Source organism: Hymenobacter sp. B1770 (assembly GCF_049896385.1).
Classification (GTDB): Bacteria; Bacteroidota; Bacteroidia; order Cytophagales; family Hymenobacteraceae; genus Hymenobacter.
In genome coordinates, this window is the sequence record NZ_JAFCUF010000003.1 from 403,460 (window position 1) to 418,055 (window position 14,596).

The 14,596-nt window shown below is 61.6% G+C and carries 16 protein-coding genes; 5 read left to right on the top strand and 11 right to left on the bottom strand.

The annotated features are described in order from the left end of the window. Nucleotides 1–26 precede the first annotated feature (26 nt). The 3 genes from ACP7AJ_RS08560 (at nt 27) to ACP7AJ_RS08570 (ending at nt 1,917) form a co-directional block, all read left to right on the top strand. Nucleotides 27–872 (top strand): DNA/RNA non-specific endonuclease, encoded by an 846-nt coding sequence (locus ACP7AJ_RS08560; RefSeq protein WP_426059772.1) that lies wholly within the window; start codon nt 27–29, stop codon nt 870–872. A gap of 243 nt (nt 873–1,115) precedes the next feature. Next, nucleotides 1,116–1,457, top strand: coding sequence for a DUF3828 domain-containing protein (locus ACP7AJ_RS08565; RefSeq protein ID WP_426059773.1), 342 nt, complete (start codon nt 1,116–1,118; stop codon nt 1,455–1,457). A gap of 124 nt (nt 1,458–1,581) precedes the next feature. Then, nucleotides 1,582–1,917, top strand: a complete 336-nt coding sequence (locus ACP7AJ_RS08570) for a carboxypeptidase-like regulatory domain-containing protein (RefSeq protein WP_426059774.1) — start codon at nt 1,582–1,584, stop codon at nt 1,915–1,917. Nucleotides 1,918–2,172: 255 nt separating this feature from the next. Here the strand turns inward: ACP7AJ_RS08570 and ACP7AJ_RS08575 are convergent, their stop codons facing one another. The 3 genes from ACP7AJ_RS08575 to ACP7AJ_RS08585 all read right to left on the bottom strand — a co-directional run bounded on the left by ACP7AJ_RS08575 (nt 2,173) and on the right by ACP7AJ_RS08585 (nt 4,111). Further along, a complete protein-coding gene (locus tag ACP7AJ_RS08575) occupies nt 2,173–2,439 on the bottom strand; it encodes a hypothetical protein (RefSeq protein ID WP_426059775.1) in 267 nt (88 codons plus the stop codon). 440 nt (nt 2,440–2,879) lie between these two features. After that, nucleotides 2,880–3,185, bottom strand: coding sequence for a hypothetical protein (locus tag ACP7AJ_RS08580; RefSeq protein ID WP_426059776.1), 306 nt, complete (start codon nt 3,183–3,185; stop codon nt 2,880–2,882). 323 nt (nt 3,186–3,508) lie between these two features. Then, nucleotides 3,509–4,111: a TlpA family protein disulfide reductase gene (locus tag ACP7AJ_RS08585; protein ID WP_426059777.1), complete on the bottom strand. Its 603-nt coding sequence runs from the start codon at nt 4,109–4,111 to the stop codon at nt 3,509–3,511. Between the two features lie 218 nt (nt 4,112–4,329). Here ACP7AJ_RS08585 and ACP7AJ_RS08590 point away from each other — a divergent pair, with 218 nt between their 5' ends. After that, nucleotides 4,330–5,088 (top strand): TIGR04283 family arsenosugar biosynthesis glycosyltransferase, encoded by a 759-nt coding sequence (locus tag ACP7AJ_RS08590; RefSeq protein ID WP_426059778.1) that lies wholly within the window; start codon nt 4,330–4,332, stop codon nt 5,086–5,088. 55 nt (nt 5,089–5,143) lie between these two features. On the opposite strand, the gene ACP7AJ_RS08595 is transcribed toward ACP7AJ_RS08590, so the two are convergent. The 5 genes from ACP7AJ_RS08595 to ACP7AJ_RS08615 all read right to left on the bottom strand — a co-directional run bounded on the left by ACP7AJ_RS08595 (nt 5,144) and on the right by ACP7AJ_RS08615 (nt 8,149). Then, complete coding sequence (locus tag ACP7AJ_RS08595; protein WP_426059779.1) at nt 5,144–5,857, bottom strand: hypothetical protein; 714 nt, start codon at nt 5,855–5,857, stop codon at nt 5,144–5,146. A gap of 255 nt (nt 5,858–6,112) precedes the next feature. After that, complete coding sequence (locus tag ACP7AJ_RS08600) at nt 6,113–6,421, bottom strand: hypothetical protein (protein ID WP_426059780.1); 309 nt, start codon at nt 6,419–6,421, stop codon at nt 6,113–6,115. Between the two features lie 292 nt (nt 6,422–6,713). Next, on the bottom strand, nt 6,714–7,538 hold the full coding sequence (locus tag ACP7AJ_RS08605; protein WP_426059781.1) for a universal stress protein: 825 nt from the start codon (nt 7,536–7,538) through the stop codon (nt 6,714–6,716). Between the two features lie 11 nt (nt 7,539–7,549). Further along, complete coding sequence (locus ACP7AJ_RS08610; RefSeq protein WP_426059782.1) at nt 7,550–7,780, bottom strand: hypothetical protein; 231 nt, start codon at nt 7,778–7,780, stop codon at nt 7,550–7,552. A gap of 33 nt (nt 7,781–7,813) precedes the next feature. Further along, complete coding sequence (locus ACP7AJ_RS08615; protein ID WP_426059783.1) at nt 7,814–8,149, bottom strand: BON domain-containing protein; 336 nt, start codon at nt 8,147–8,149, stop codon at nt 7,814–7,816. A gap of 190 nt (nt 8,150–8,339) precedes the next feature. Between ACP7AJ_RS08615 and ACP7AJ_RS08620 the strand changes: the two genes are divergently transcribed. After that, complete coding sequence (locus ACP7AJ_RS08620) at nt 8,340–9,257, top strand: universal stress protein (RefSeq protein ID WP_426059784.1); 918 nt, start codon at nt 8,340–8,342, stop codon at nt 9,255–9,257. A gap of 36 nt (nt 9,258–9,293) precedes the next feature. Here ACP7AJ_RS08620 and ACP7AJ_RS08625 read toward each other — a convergent pair whose 3' ends face one another. The 3 genes from ACP7AJ_RS08625 to ACP7AJ_RS08635 form a co-directional block, all read right to left on the bottom strand. Continuing rightward, nucleotides 9,294–11,138 carry a beta-galactosidase gene (locus tag ACP7AJ_RS08625; protein ID WP_426059785.1) on the bottom strand — a complete coding sequence of 615 codons (1,845 nt, stop codon included), beginning with the start codon at nt 11,136–11,138 and terminating at the stop codon, nt 9,294–9,296. A gap of 205 nt (nt 11,139–11,343) precedes the next feature. Further along, a complete protein-coding gene (locus tag ACP7AJ_RS08630) occupies nt 11,344–12,873 on the bottom strand; it encodes a TSUP family transporter (RefSeq protein ID WP_426059786.1) in 1,530 nt (509 codons plus the stop codon). 13 nt (nt 12,874–12,886) lie between these two features. Beyond that, nucleotides 12,887–14,587: an NADPH-dependent assimilatory sulfite reductase hemoprotein subunit gene (locus ACP7AJ_RS08635; RefSeq protein ID WP_426059787.1), complete on the bottom strand. Its 1,701-nt coding sequence runs from the start codon at nt 14,585–14,587 to the stop codon at nt 12,887–12,889. Between the last annotated feature and the right edge of the window lie 9 nt (nt 14,588–14,596).

The following is a 14,596-nucleotide window of genomic DNA, read 5'->3' on the forward strand; positions in this document are numbered from 1 at the left end:
TAGCCTAACCAAGGCGCTCCCACACCATGCTCCAATTCCGACTGCGATTACACTTCACCCTGCTGGCTTGCGGCCTCCTGCTGGCCGCGTGCAAAAAGGAGAGTGCCGCCCCCGCCCCCTCCGACCACCTAGCCTTGGGCAACCCCAGCGGCGCCACCGCCGACCCCGCACAGCCCACCAACTACCTCCTCGCCAAGCCCCAATACGCGGTGAGCTACCACCGCGACCGCGGCATTGCCAACTGGGTGAGCTGGCACCTGAGCGCCGAGTGGCGCGGCAGTGCCGGCCGCCAGGACAACTTCCGCGCCGATGCTTCCCTGCCCGCCGGCTGGTACCAGGTGCAATCGAGCAGCTACACCAACTCGGGCTTCGACCGGGGCCACCTCTGCCCCAGCGCCGACCGCACCAACACCGAAGTCGATAACTCGGCCACGTTTCTCATGACCAACATCATGCCCCAGGCCCCGCGCAATAACCAGCAAGCCTGGGCCAGCCTGGAGGACTATAGCCGCTCTTTTCTGGCCAGCGGGCACGAGGTCTATGTGGTGGCCGGCAGCTACGGCCGCGGCGGCACCGGCTCCAACGGCTACGCCACCACCATCGACCAGGGTCGCGTGACGGTGCCGGCCCGCTGCTGGAAAGTGGTGGTTATTCTGCCCATCGGCACCAACGATGCCGCCCGTGTCAGCAGCAGCACCCGCGTCATTGCCATCGATACGCCCAACAACAACGACCTTAACACCAGCTGGGGCACCTACCGAACTACCGTCGACGCCATTGAGGCGGCTACTGGTTTTGACCTGCTGTCGGCCGTGCCCGCGACGGTGCAGCAGGTGATAGAAGCCCGCGTCGACAACGGGCCCACTTCCTGATTTTTAAGATGGCGGAGAAAAATTCAGCCAAAATCTTCTGCATGTCATGAAGCGAGCCGCAACCCGAAGGCCGACGTAGCAAAAATGACCGTTTCGCTAAACCAACCTACCTAGTAAACCACTTAGCCCCTCGGTATGAGAGCAAAAATTATACTGATTCTACTACTCATAAGCTCCATATCGATGGCCTGCTCTAGGGATGTTCAATCCCAAAACAGGCCTTTTAACAGGCAGGCAGTGGCCATGCTAAAGGAATTTTATACCGCTTATATCACAGAGGGAGCCAAGGCGCCGACGCCTTTTAACCTAGCAAAATCACGGGCCCTTCAGAAAAAGTATTGCACGGCCAGTCTCTCAAGTAAAATCAACGCTCAATATAAGAGTGGGCAGTTAGAGGCGGACCCCTTTCTGCAAGCCCAAGACGTGGATATCTCCTGGCTCAAAACCCTGTCTTTTAATAGAAACGCAAGCCGATTAAATACCTACACCGTTTCTTATTTCGATGCTGAATCGAATGAAAAGATTGTCATTCATTTGACGGTAATCAAGCAAGGTGATAGTTTCAGGATATCAGCTATCAGATAAAGGCTCGTTTTGCTTTTCCGACCGTTTTCTTGAACAGCCGCATACCAAATGATTATAGCACTGGCTTCAGACTGACCGGGTGCGGGTAAGTAGACGAAGTCAGGGTCTTGGGTACCTTGGGGCCATGAAACTCGTGCGGTATTATGCCCTTGGCGCGCTCTTGCTCTGCTCCTGCGATTGCTACCAAGTAGTCGACGGAATTGTCGTGGATGCCCAAACGGGCCAGCCGCTGGCCGACGCGCGGGTGCAGAAGCAGGGCAACTTGGCGTTTCCGGTCACCACCGACGCCCAGGGCCGCTTCCACGTCGCCGAAATTGCGGGCGGCTGGTCCTGTCCGCCAATGCGGGTGGCCGTCGAAGCGCCTGGCTACCACGCCCAAGAAGTACTCATTCCGGCAGGGGGTACGCAACGGGTGAAACTAGAACGGGAAGCCCAGCAAGTGCCCGACACGCCCCAGTAGCCAATCAGAAAAAGGACGCTGCCGCAGCTTAGAAGGATTCAGAAGTAAACCCTCGTGGCAGTTGCAGAACGCTATGGGCAACGCGGGAAAGGTAGCATCAAGCTACTCAGGGCGTGTAAAAGCGCTGTCGGATAGTCTTGCTGGCTCGATTCGATTCATGGAGCCCTCACGAACGTTGATGTGCTGACTTCAACAACAGCCACTACCCTTTGGCTGAACGTAAGTAATCACAGCCCTCACTAGCCAGAACGTGCTTCAAGAAGCGGCTCCTTTGTGATGATTGCCTTCCACCCCTTCTGCTTCCGAACGGGCCCACCAGTGCCAAACCACGCCCGCATCCACAGCGGCCTTCCCAACGGCCGCAACGAAATACGCGCCGCCGAGCAGACCAAAGAAATTGGTCACCAGCCACGCATTCGCCAGCAGGGCTAGGCCCACCAGCACGGGCGTCCGTTGGGGGGTGGGCCGGGGTCCGTAGGCGCGACGCAGTCCCGTGAGCAAGTGCGCGAAAAGGGCCGCCACGAGCACGGGCATCGTCCAGCACACCACCGCCCCATACAATAAATCTTAACCCAACGCGGTCAGGCCCCGGTAATGATAGGTCACCCACTGCCCCCGCGACGCGAGCAGAGCCGTGAAATAAACCGCGTTCGAGCACGCTAGGTAGCGGAATTTCATGTCGGCTGTCCAATACAAAAGTTGTTCACAAAGGAAGTCGCTGGACGTCTCTACTGAACAGGTGGTTTGATCTATCCAATGGCTCCTTTTGCGATTCGGACCGTGGCTGTTGCAGAAGTCTTCCTTTCGAATCCAGAACCCGTTGACCGTGAGATTCTGCCACATGGCGTCTGCTCCCACCGCTTTTTGGGCGGATTCCAATCGATAATTTACGGGTAAAGCGCTCGTCGAGGAGTTCGGCAACAGCCACGACCGTTTTCTTGAACCCCTATCTACCGCACGGCCTAGCGGGGGGAGAGCCGCAGGGTGACGCGTTGGTCCTCCTTCTTCGCAAAGGAGGTTGTCGGTCCAGGCTCGATGCGGTGGATATGCAGCATGTAGCGTTCTCCGTTGGCGAGGACGGCCGCGGAGTCGGGCACGTCCGGACCCCCAAAGCCCCGCAACCGCACGAGCACCCGTTGGTCGCCACTCTCGCGGCCCACGACCCGCACGTGGGCGCCGGCGACGCCCGCGCCGAAACAGTTCATGCCTTGCGGACACCGCGAGTCCTCGACGTCTTCCACCGTCACCCGCAGGGCGGGCCGGTCCAAGCGCGGTAGGTGGGCCGTCTGCTGGTAGGCCAGGACGAAGTCCTCGGCAAGCGAGGCGCCGACGACCTCCCGCGGAGTGGGGGTATTTTTTTACAGCCCGCGAAGGCCACTAGCAAGCTTAGGAGAAGAGTGGTCCGTTTCATCGGGCGGGTAAACAAAAATTATTTCATAGCAGAACCAGTGACACCCACCAGGACTTAACAAGCTCCTGACCGCTGGCTCATCCATAAGGTTGCATCCATGGTTATCCTCCTATTTTTGAACGGAGCGCCTTTGGCGATACGGACCGCTTGTTTGAATCATCTTCCCTAGCCACTGAGCACTTACTTACCTGATGGCGCGAGGTTTTCCAAGGCAGCGCGGAATTCGGGCGTGTCGTAGTTGGCCATGCCGTCGTGGCGGACGGCCACTTGGCCGTCGGGCCGCAGGATGACGGTGGAGGGGATGGACTGCGAGTTGAACGGTGCGGGGAGCGGACCCGCGGGAAAATACACGGGGAAGGTGTAGCCGCGGCGCTTGAGCAGGGCCTGGGCCCGGGCCGGCCTCTCGTCCAGTGAAATCATCACGAAGGCTACCTTGGTTTGGTCAGTCTTTTCGTACAGCGCCTGAATAGCCGGCATCTCGGCCAGGCAAGGGCCGCACCAGCTGGCCCACAGGTTCACGAAAACTACCTTGCCCTGGAGCTCACTTAGGGCAAGGGGCTGGCCGGAAAGACTGAGCAGCGCCACATTGTGTGGGTAGGCCACGTGGGCGGTTTTCACCACCGGCAGGGCGGTTGGCGCGGCAGGGAGTGGGGCATTCCACAGGCCCGTGGCCAGCAGGCCGCGCTGCACTTGGCCCTGCACCAGGGAACGCAGGTCGGTGAACATTACCAAGGCCAGTACCGCAAAGGGAAGCCACGACAATAGATTCTTACGGTTCAGCATCGGCGTTGCAAGGGGATTATAGGTCAAATAAACCGACGGCCACCTAATATATACATGGAAATGAGGTACGGGAGGCAGCGCCTTTTCTATGCCTCAAACCCGGGTTTTATATATCGGGTTCGGCAACACAGGGCCTTGGGCCGGCGTATTTGTTGAACAGAAGCAGGCCCGAAAAACCAGTTCTTCGCAACCTGGACTCTCCCTTACGTCGCCGTTTTATGTTTGCAACCGCCCTGCCTGCTTCCCACCGGCAAGACCCACCGGTGAATGCACGGCCGCGGTTGAGCATTGTTATTCCTACCTACAACGAAGGCCCCACCATCCGGGCGCTGCTCGACTACCTGCGGCAGGCCACGGCCGGGGAGGTTGGGCTGGAAATCATCGTGGCCGATGCCGGCAGCACCGACGACACCCGGCAACGTGCCCAACGGGAAGGCGTGACCGTGCTAACCTGCCCCCGCAAGGGCCGCGCCGCCCAAATGAACCACGGTGCCCGGCAGACCACCGGCGAACTGCTGTATTTTCTGCACGCCGACTCCTTTCCACCACCAAACTTCTTGCACGACCTGCGCCAGGCCCACCAGCAAGGCTACGCCAGCGGCTGCTACCGCCTGACCTTCGACCACCCCCATTGGTTTCTGCGCTTCAGTGCCTGGTGCACGCGCCTGCCCCTAACGGCCGTGCGCTTTGGCGACCAGAGCCTGTTTGTGCGTCGCGAGTTGTTTGAGCAGGTGGGCGGCTTCCGCGAAGACCTGCTCATTATGGAAGACCAGGAAATCGTGCGCCGGTTACAGGCCCGGGCGCCCTTCCGCCTGCTGCCCCGGGCCGTCACTACCTCGGCCCGCAAGTACCTCGACAACGGCGTATACCGCCTGCAGGGCGCCTTCACGCTCATTGCCGGGCTCTACTGGCTTGGCGTATCGCAGCGTCGTTTGGTTGGCCTTTACCGGAAGTTGATAAAGCAAGACAAGCTATAGGCAATGCCCGCCTTGACCGCCAAGCCGCAGCTGTCTCGCTAGCCTTTGCCAGTCACTATGACACCAGAGCCGACTCCTTGGACCGGCCCTGAGTGCCAGCGCTGCCGTCGCGCGGCTTGTCTTCGAAGATGAACTCGCCTTTGGTGAGCCAGGAAATGCCAAAGGCCCACAAGGCGATGGCCTCCAGCCAGAACACTGGCTTATAGGCCTTCAAAGACGTGTGCTGAAAAAAGGCAAAATACAGGCCCAACAGCACGATACACAAGGCCATTACCACGCCGCAGATTCGGTAAATAAGGTTTCGCTTCTTTTTCTCCGGCGTCATGTCGCCGTCGGTTTTGGTGAAGAGCAGCAGGGAAAAAACCGTGAAAGTGGCGAATAACAGGGCCGCAGAAACATAATGCGCGGTGCCTACCCATTGGGGAGTTGACTCCAGAATGCGGGTGCAAGCATTGTGGGGCTCCTGCATGGTAGTAGGGAAAAAAGCGACGCCCAGGGCAAAGACGCAGGCTGCCCGGCTGGCCAGAGTATCGGCCCAGTGGTTGTAGCCCCTATAGGCATACAGGAAGAACGCCACTACGCAGAGCGTCCCCACAAACGCGTCGCGCATCAAGGTGTGGTAGTACCTGCTGATGGAGCTTTGAATGTCGGGCCATTCGCAATTTCCCAGCACAATGGACCCCAACACCAAACCGATGGGAAAGGCAATGCCCAGCATGCCCACGATTTTGCGCAGCTCCTGATAAGAGATGATTTCTGGCTTTTCCATGAGACCTTTATAAAGGCAAGAATTGCGGGCCAACCAAACGTAACAAGCCTACACGACTTTAGCTGCAGTACCAGCACTTAGAGCCTGGTTAAAATGGAATTCGCCCATCATGCTGAGCACTCTCGGGAAGCAGGTTGGCGGGGCGGCTGGTATTTGTGATTCTCATCTCGGTGGGCAAACCGGCCGAAAGCAAAACGACCGGCCGCAAGTAATTGCGGCCGGTCGTTGGAAGGAGCTTAAAAACCAGGCTGGGCCTTAGTCTTTGGGCTTAATCTTGGTCTTGTTGCGCTTGGCCTTCACCTTGGCGTTGGTGGGCACCGTTTGCACGGGCTGCTCAACAACGGTCGTGGCGGGCTGTGTGGTAGTTGTAGTCGACTCAACTGTGGTGGAGGAGGCAGGAGTTTCAACCGCGGGCGTGGCTGGGGTAGCCGGCGTGGCAGGGGTGGCGGGCGTAGCCGGCGTCACCGTGGTCTGCTTGGTTGTGGTGGTGTTAGTGGACTGAGCATTGGCCGAAAAGGCGCCAGTAGCTACCAACAGGGCGAGAAGAAAAATTTGCTTTTTCATAGGACCAAAAGGTTCAGTGTAAGGTACCGCATTGAAAATACTGCGGCTTTTGAGTTGCCTTTAACGAAGAACCCACAAGAATGGTTAGCCCCCACTGCGGCACAGCCAGCAGCCTGGGTTACAGCACCGATTTCGGTAGAGGTGCAGCGGAGCCAGGCACGTGTCGCAAGGCGCTCGGTAGCGTCTGCGCAAAGACTTTCAGCCAGCCACCCCCACACAGCTTACCCAATACTACGAAGCAGCGAAACAAGGCTAACGCCATTGCCCGCCCTGTTTCTGGCCCGCGCCGAGCTTAGTATTCGGCCGGCAGCAGGAGCAGCGGAATGGGGCTCTCCTGAATGAGCTGGGCCGTGACGCTGCGATGAAACAGGCTGCCCAGCAGGCTGTGGCGGCGGGCTACCACCACCAGCAGGTCGGCTTCGAGGCGGGCGGCTTCTTCGAGCACGCCCCCCACCGCGCGGTGCCGAACCAGCGTGTGGAGCCGGCCGGGGCCCGTGACGTCGTCGGCGAGGCCGTTTTGCCGAAGGTGGTGCAGCAGGGTCACGGCGTCGGGCCGGGTTTGGGCGTCGTCGGCCACATGCACCACATTGAGCGTGCCTTGGGTGGCTTGCAGCAAGTGCCGCACCACGTTCTGAGACTGCGTGAGCTGGAACGGCTCACCATCGACAGCCAGCAGCAGGCGGCGGGGCGGAAACGAGTCCCAGCCCACGGTGGGCACCACCAGCAGCGGGTAGGGCGCGTGGCGGAGCAGGTCCATGGCCGTGCTCACAATAATTTCCTGCGGGGCATTGGCCATGCCGGGCCGGCCCAGCACCAGCAGCAGCGGGTGGTGGCGGCGCACCACCGCCTGCACGGCATCGGGCAGGTACTCTTCCGAAACGTCCACGTACGTGGGTACGGGTTGCGTGGCGGCCAGCTGTTCCAGGGCGTGGACGGTTCTCTTCTCGCCCGCCCAGGTGTGGGAGCTACGGTATTCGGCGGGTGCCAGCAGGCCGTCGTGGCGCACGTGCAGCAGCACCAAATGTGCCTGCAGCGGCAGGGCCAGGCCCGCCGCGTACGAAAGCGCACGGTTAGATACCGCGAAAAAATCAGTCAGAACAACCAGGGAGGGGCTCATGGCAATGCAGTTTAGAAAGATGAAGAAGCGGCAGGGGCCGGTGCCTGAGGCCAGCAAGACCTTTCGGTTGAATGCGGGCTGGCCGCCGGGCCTAACTGCTCGCAGCCCCAGTGGTCCAGCGCCAGGGTGGCATCGGCTTCCTGCGTGCACCGCAACGCCTCGGAGCTGATGGCCAGCGCGGCACCAGCGAAACGGCCGTAGTATGAGCGGGCGCGGGAGGTTACAATTCCAGACGTTTTCATGGCGAACGCGAGAAGAAAGGGTGGGATAAGGAACTACTTTGGAGAGGCGCCAGCTTGTGGTCGGCTGGCAGTTGCAGACCACGGTTGGCTGGGGCGCACCTTCAGGAGGTTGTGCACGTGCCACACGCCGGCCACGCGGCGCACATATTCCTCGGCGGCCTGCCGGGTGCGCAGGGTGCCCACCACGCCCACCAGCGTCACCACTCCGTGGTGGGCCTGCACCCGCGCTTCAAAAGCGGGCAGCTGCGGGTCTTGCCGAAACAGGGTGCGTACGGCTTGTTCCAGGGCTTCGTCAGGTTGCTGTGGCAGCAGGCTTTCGGCGGGCATGGGCTGGGGGGTGATGGGCAGGGGGCGCAGTGAAGTAAGCATGGCGAATAAGTGACCGGGGCACACCCCGCGGTGGACGATTAGGATAATCCAAAATTCGCTTCCTGCCAATACCAATGCTCTGACAATGATTACTTCACCGGCTGATTTTCATCATATCATCCCCCATTGCGCAGTCAGGAAAGCACTGGCTCGGGCACGGCGGGTGGCAGCCAATCCCGTGTGAGGCACCATGACTAAAATCAGGTTTCCGGCCAACTCTGCGCAGGTGACTGATGCTCCATGGGCCGGTACTTTGCTGTTGTTTCCAGCTCTCTCCCCGCTCCTGCCCATGGCTGCTTCCCTGCTTATTCTTACCGATTTTTTTCAGGCGGCCAACCGGGCGCTGGACTACGCCACCAACCTCGCCGGGCCGTTGAAGGCGCGGCTGGTGCTGCTGCACGTGCGCCGCGACTCCATTCTCGACCCCGAGATGTTCACCGGCCAGCTCTCGAACCTAGGCCAGGAAGCCATAAGCCTCGCCCTCAGCGGCGTGGCGAGCCACCTGCCCGTGCCGGTGGTGGCCGAAGTAGGGCACGGCCGCATCGCCTTTGCCGTGGCCGACGCCGTGGCCCGCCACCACCCGCAACTGGTGGTGCTGGGCCGCGCCGACCACTCGGGCACTCCCAACGAACTGGTGGAAACGACTTCGCTGGACATCCTGCGCACCACCCCCTACCCCATGCTGGTGGTGCCGCACTCGGTGGGCAGCACCGCCCCGCCGCGGCGCGTGCTCCTGGCCGTCGATGGCGAAAACTTTACGCTGGGCGAGCACGCCGGCAGCGCCCGCCAGTTTTTGGCGGCCCTCGGGGCTGAGCTTGTTGTGGGCCACGTGGTGGCCAACAGGCGCAGCGGCGAACTTCCGCCCTCCGTGCTCGACTCGGTGCTGCGCACGGGGCTGGCGCTGGAGCTGCCGCCCGTTTGCACGCGCAAGGTGGTGCACGAGGACGCAGCCGATGGCATTCTGCAAGCGGCGCAGCCCGAAGATTTTGACCTAGTGGTGCTCATTGCCCGGCAGCGCAGCTTCATGGGCAACCTGTTCCACCGTAGCGTCACGGCCCAGGTGCTGCTCGAAAGCAAGATTCCGGTGCTGGTGCTCCCGGCCAAATAATACCCGCTGGGCCGGCTTTATCCATTGCGCCCGGCCTCAGGGCCGCAGCTCGTTGAGAATTGGGTGGTCGAGGGTGGTGAGGGTGGCCTGTGCTGGCTTGAGCAATTCCAGGACGGTGACCTCGTTCTTGCCCTTTTTCAGCCATTCGGCGGGCACGTAAAGGGTTTGCTGTGGGCCAATTGCCCAGTAGCGACCCAGGTTGTGGCCATTCACCCACACCACGCCTTTGCCCCAGGAGCGCATGTCGAGGTAGGTATCGGCGGGCTGGGCCAGCGAGAACGTGGCCGAGCGCAGCACCGGGGCCGCCGTGGAGGCCGGCGCTTGCGTGGCAGGCTTGGCCACAGCCGGGACCTGGTCAAAGGGCAGGCCGTACATGCGCCAGTTTTTCACCTCTTGGCCGCCGAGACGTACGCTTTGAGTAATGCCCTTGGTGTTTTCGAGCAGGTACTTGCCGAAATTGATGCGGCCCATGTTTTCTACCAGAATATCGAGCTGCACGGAGCCGGCGGGCAGGGCCAGTTGCAGGCTGTCCTGGCGCAGGCGGCGGTCGAGGGTGCCCACGCGCTGGCCGTTCACCATGACCACGGCGTAGTCGCGCAGGTCAGTGATTTTCAGGATTTGTGAATTGCCGCCGGGCACGGTGGCTCGGTACAGCACAAAGCCGTAGGCCTGTTTAAGGGCCTCAAACGTGAGGGGCGTGGGGCTGGCCACGGGCGCAGGCAGCTGGCTGAGCAGGCTGGCGGCGCGGGTGAGCTGCAGGGCCGGCAGGGCCACGGCGGGCCGGACGGCGGGCACGGGCGGCAGGGGCTGCCCGGCTGGGCGGTACTTGGCGATGACCTGCCGGAAAGCCAAAAACTTGGGCGTGGCGTTGCCGGCCTCGTCGAGGGGCGCGTCGTAGTCGTAGCTGCTTATCTGGGGCTCGTAGTTGGAGGTGCCGCCCTTGTAGTTGGCCCCGTTCATAAAGCCGCGGGTGGTGCCGCCGTGAAACATGTACATGTTGATGGACATGCCAGCCTGCAGCACCAAATCCAGGCCCGGCGTGTATTTCTCGGCGGGCACCGTGTGGTGCGGCGTGCCCCACCAGTCAAACCAGGCCGGGTACCATTCGGCCACGTAGTAGGGGCCTTTTCCGCTGTGGTTGCTGCGCACCAACTGACGGATTTGGCTGGGCTTGTCCGTACCGTTGACGGCGGGCAGCAGCCCGGGCAGGTGGCCATTGGCCACGTCTTTCACTGGGTCGCAGGTGTAGAGTAGGCCGTCGAAACCGGCTTCTTCGAACAGCTTTTTGTTCAGGGCCAGGTACTCTTTGTCGTTGCCGTAAGAGCCGTACTCGTTTTCGACCTGCACCAGCAGTACCGGCCCGCCGTGGTTGACCTGCAGTGGAGCCAGCTGTTTGCCCACGGCCTGCAGGTAGCGGCGGTAGGCGGCCACGTATTGCGGCTCCTGGCTGCGCACCTGCAAGCCGGGCACGTTCTGCAGCCAGTAGGGATAGCCGCCAAATTCCCACTCGGCGCACACGTAGGGGCTGGGGCGCAGCACCACCCATAGGCCTTCTTCCTGGGCCATTTTTACGAAGGCGGCCACGTCGTGGTTGCCCGCGAAGTCGTACCGGCCCGGCTGGGGTTCGTGCACGTTCCAGAACACATAGGTACCGATGGTGTTCAGGCCCATGGCCTTGGCCATTTTCAGGCGCGCGCGCCAGGCTTCGCGCGGGATGCGCGGGTAGTGCAGCTCGCCCGATATCATCTGAAACGGCTGGCCGTCGAGCAGGAAGCTTTCGGTGCCCAGCGTAAACGTGTGCATTGGAGCCTGGGCCTTGGCTGATTCAGCGAGTAAACTGAGGCTGCCCAGCAGCAGGGCGTACAGAAGATGTTTGCGCATGGCAGAGTGCGTGTGATTGGTTAGCGCCTGGCTTTCAGCAGCCTGCGGGGTCGCTGCTTTGTCAAGGCCCCACGGCCATGAAAGCAGTGTTGCAAAGTAGGCCCCTCCCCTGCTGCTTACCTTACTGCTCTCTCCTGATTTTTACTTTTTGAGCATACTGCCCCGTATCACTTGTGAGAGGCTCTGCAAACCGCTCAATGGTTTCTTAAAACAGATTCCGCAGCGCCCACAGGCTCCATATAATCACCATGGTGCCCACGGCCATGAACATCCAGCGGGTGGGAATGCGGCCGGCTAGCCGGGCCGCAAATGGCGCCGCCGCCACCCCGCCTACAATCAGCCCAGCCACAATCTGCCAGTGCGAAATGCCGATTAGCGTGAAAAACGTGAAAGCGCTGGCAAACGTGACGAAGAACTCCACCAGGCTTACCGTACCGATGACGTACTGCGGCGTGCGGCCGTTGGCAATAAGCGTGCTGGTAACCAGCGGGCCCCAGCCCCCGCCCCCAAACGAGTCGAGGAAGCCGCCGGCGCCGGCCAGCCAGCCGGCATTCTTCACCTTGCGGCGCTTCTCCTGGTGCTTGCGAAAGGCTTTGCCAATAATGCGCAGGCCGAGCAGCAGCAGGTACACCGCCAGAATAGGCTTTACCCAATCAACATACTGCTCGCCAAAATAGGTGAGCAGCAGGGCTCCGGCTATCGAACCCGCCACACCCGGCAGCAGCAAGGCTTTAAACAGGCGCTTGTTCACGTTGCCGAAGCGGTAGTGCTGGTAGCCCGACGCCCCGCTGGCAAACATTTCGGCGGTATGAATGCTGGCACTCACCGCTATGGGGCTTAATCCCAATGACATCAGACTGATGGCAGAGACCACGCCGTAGCCCATGCCCAGCAGCCCATCAATCAGCTGCGCTACAAAGCCCACGGCCACGAATAGATAAAACGTTTTCGAGCTGCTCAGCAACGCCCAGGCCTGCGGCCAAGTGGTGTAGTAAGACAGGATGTTAAGCAGGATAAACAGCGCAAACGTGGCCAGCGCCCCCGTGGCCACGCGCCGCCAGTAGGTCGTAGCGGGCGTTTCGTAGGCCGGGCCGTAGGCAAGCTCCGCAGTCACGGCGTTTAGGGATTTGATTTTGTGGGTGAAGTCCCCCTTCAGGCGCTGGCGGATAACGGTCATTTGCTGCAACAGGGTGTGCAGCTCGTTGGGCAGCGTTTCTTCCAGCACGGCGCGCAATCGCTTGGCCACCGTGGGCGACTTGCCGTTGGTGGAAATGGCCACTTTCAAATCGCCCTTCTGCACTACCGAAGCAAGATAAAAGTCGCACTCCTCGGGCGTGTCGGCCACATTCGTCAGGATGCGGCGAACCGCTGCCGCGGCCTTGATGCGGCGGTTGAGGGATGGGTCGTCGGTGGCGACGAACACAAAATCCTGGTCGTCTAAATCGTCGTCGGCATAGGGCCGGGCATGCAGCTGCACCCGCGGATGCAGCAGCGCCAGCGCCTGTAGCTCGGGCAGCAGCCGCGGGGCCACCACCGTCACGGCCGTGGCCGGGCTGTTGCGCAGAATGGCCGAGAGCTTCTCCAGGCCTACGTTGCCGCCGCCCACCAGCAGCACCCGAAACTGCTCCAGTTTCAGGAATACCGGAAACAGGGCGTTGAGAGTAGGCGGCGTTGCAGACACTATACGGGGGGCGGGTGCGTGGGAAGCAGTAGCAGCAATGTAGTCACCGGTCATGGAAAGTGCGAAATCAGGCGTGGAAATTCTGGCCGTGCGTGGTGGCCTGCACGTGGCCCCGGCGCACCACAAAGTCGCCAAAGCCCTCCTGCAACTCGCGGTGGGCGGCATAGTCGGCCAGCAGGGGCGAAAGGGCGCGTAGGATGCCGTCCTCATCAAGCATCTCAGCGTAGAGCTTGTTCAGGCGCTCGCCGGTGTGGTTGGCGCCGAGGTACAGGTTATACCGCCCAAGGGCGCGGCCCACCAGCCCGATTTCGCCCAGGTAAGGGCGGGCGCAGCCGTTGGGGCAGCCCGTCATCCGAATCAGAATGCCAGCATCGGCCAAGCCGTGGGCCCGGATAACGGCGTCGAGCTTGTCGAGCAGCTGGGGCAAATACCGCTCGGCCTCGGCAAAGGCCTGCGAGCAGGTGTTCAGGGCCACGCAGGCCAGGGCATTTTGGCGCAGGGCTGTGTGGCGTACGGTGCCGGGCCACACGCCGTGCTCTTCCAGCAGGGCCTGAATGCGCGCGCGGTGGGCCGGCTCGATGTTGGCCAGAATCACGTTCTGGTTGCCGGTGAGGCGGAACTCGCCGGTGTGAAAAGCGGCAACCTCGCGCAGCGCCGTCTTCAGGGCGAAGCCCGGCCGGTCCAGCACGCGTCCGCCCTCAATAAACAAGGTGAGGTGCGAGAGCCCGGTGGCTTCGCCCGACCACCCAAACGCATCGGCCGAGGTGTGGAAGCGGTAGGGCCGGGCCGGGGCCAGAGCGTAGCCCAGGCGCTGGTGCAGCTCGTCCTGAAAGGCCGGCAGCCCCACCCGGTCGAGGGTGTACTTGAGGCGCGACAGCTTGCGGTTTTCGCGGTTGCCCCAGTCGCGCTGAATGGTGACGATTTTCTCGCACACGTCCACCACATCGGCCGCGGCCACAAAGCCAATGATATCGGCCAGGCGCGGGTAGGTTTCGGGCAGGCCAAAGGTCAGGCCCAGGCCACCGCCCACGGCTACATTGTAGCCCAGCAGCTGGCCGTTTTCCTCAATGGCAATCAGGCCGATGTCGTTGGAGAAAATGTCGGCGTCGTTGTAGGGTGGCACCGCCAGGGCGATTTTGAATTTGCGCGGCAGGTAGGTTTTGCCATAAATCGGCTCGTCATCTACCACGTCGGCGGTGGGCTGCTGCTCGCCGTTCAGCCACAGCTCCCAGTAGGCGGTGGTCCGGGGCGTGAGGTGGGCGCTGATGGCCATGGCCGCGGCATACACCTCGGCGTGCACCGCCGACTCGTGGGGGTTGGTGTTGCACATCACGTTGCGGTTCACGTCGCCGCAGCCGGCAATGCTATCCATCAGCACTTCGTTGAAGCCCTGAAAAGTGGGCCGCAGGTGGCGCTTCAGCACGCCGTGCAGCTGGAAAGTCTGGCGGGTGGTGAGCTTCAGGGTGCCGTTGGCGTAGGCGTCGGCCAGCTCGTCCAGGCGCCGCCACTGGGCGGGCGTGGCCACTCCGCCCGGCACGCGCACCCGAATCATGAACGAGTACAGCGGCTCCAGTTTCTGCAGCTTGCGCTCGCCGTCGAGGTCGCGGTCGGTTTGCTGGTAGGAGCCATGGAACTTGATAAGGTGGGTGTCGTCGTGGTTGAGGGCACCCGTGATGCGGTTGCCCAGGCTTTCGACGATGCTGCCGCGCAGGTAGTTGCTAGCGGTTTTGACGTGCTCTACTTCGGATAATTTTAGGGTATCGGCCATCGGAATGGA

Coding starts and splice junctions, on each gene's coding strand:
- ACP7AJ_RS08630 (WP_426059786.1), bottom strand. CDS start 12,873: ATGACCGGTGACTACATTGCTGCTACTGCTTCCCACGCACCCGCCCCC.
- ACP7AJ_RS08610 (WP_426059782.1), bottom strand. CDS start 7,780: ATGAAAACGTCTGGAATTGTAACCTCCCGCGCCCGCTCATACTACGGC.
- ACP7AJ_RS08605 (WP_426059781.1), bottom strand. CDS start 7,538: ATGAGCCCCTCCCTGGTTGTTCTGACTGATTTTTTCGCGGTATCTAAC.
- ACP7AJ_RS08590 (WP_426059778.1), top strand. CDS start 4,330: ATGTTTGCAACCGCCCTGCCTGCTTCCCACCGGCAAGACCCACCGGTG.
- ACP7AJ_RS08595 (WP_426059779.1), bottom strand. CDS start 5,857: ATGGAAAAGCCAGAAATCATCTCTTATCAGGAGCTGCGCAAAATCGTG.
- ACP7AJ_RS08615 (WP_426059783.1), bottom strand. CDS start 8,149: ATGCTTACTTCACTGCGCCCCCTGCCCATCACCCCCCAGCCCATGCCC.
- ACP7AJ_RS08570 (WP_426059774.1), top strand. CDS start 1,582: ATGAAACTCGTGCGGTATTATGCCCTTGGCGCGCTCTTGCTCTGCTCC.
- ACP7AJ_RS08600 (WP_426059780.1), bottom strand. CDS start 6,421: ATGAAAAAGCAAATTTTTCTTCTCGCCCTGTTGGTAGCTACTGGCGCC.
- ACP7AJ_RS08560 (WP_426059772.1), top strand. CDS start 27: ATGCTCCAATTCCGACTGCGATTACACTTCACCCTGCTGGCTTGCGGC.
- ACP7AJ_RS08635 (WP_426059787.1), bottom strand. CDS start 14,587: ATGGCCGATACCCTAAAATTATCCGAAGTAGAGCACGTCAAAACCGCT.
- ACP7AJ_RS08565 (WP_426059773.1), top strand. CDS start 1,116: ATGCTAAAGGAATTTTATACCGCTTATATCACAGAGGGAGCCAAGGCG.
- ACP7AJ_RS08620 (WP_426059784.1), top strand. CDS start 8,340: ATGACTAAAATCAGGTTTCCGGCCAACTCTGCGCAGGTGACTGATGCT.
- ACP7AJ_RS08625 (WP_426059785.1), bottom strand. CDS start 11,138: ATGCGCAAACATCTTCTGTACGCCCTGCTGCTGGGCAGCCTCAGTTTA.
- ACP7AJ_RS08585 (WP_426059777.1), bottom strand. CDS start 4,111: ATGCTGAACCGTAAGAATCTATTGTCGTGGCTTCCCTTTGCGGTACTG.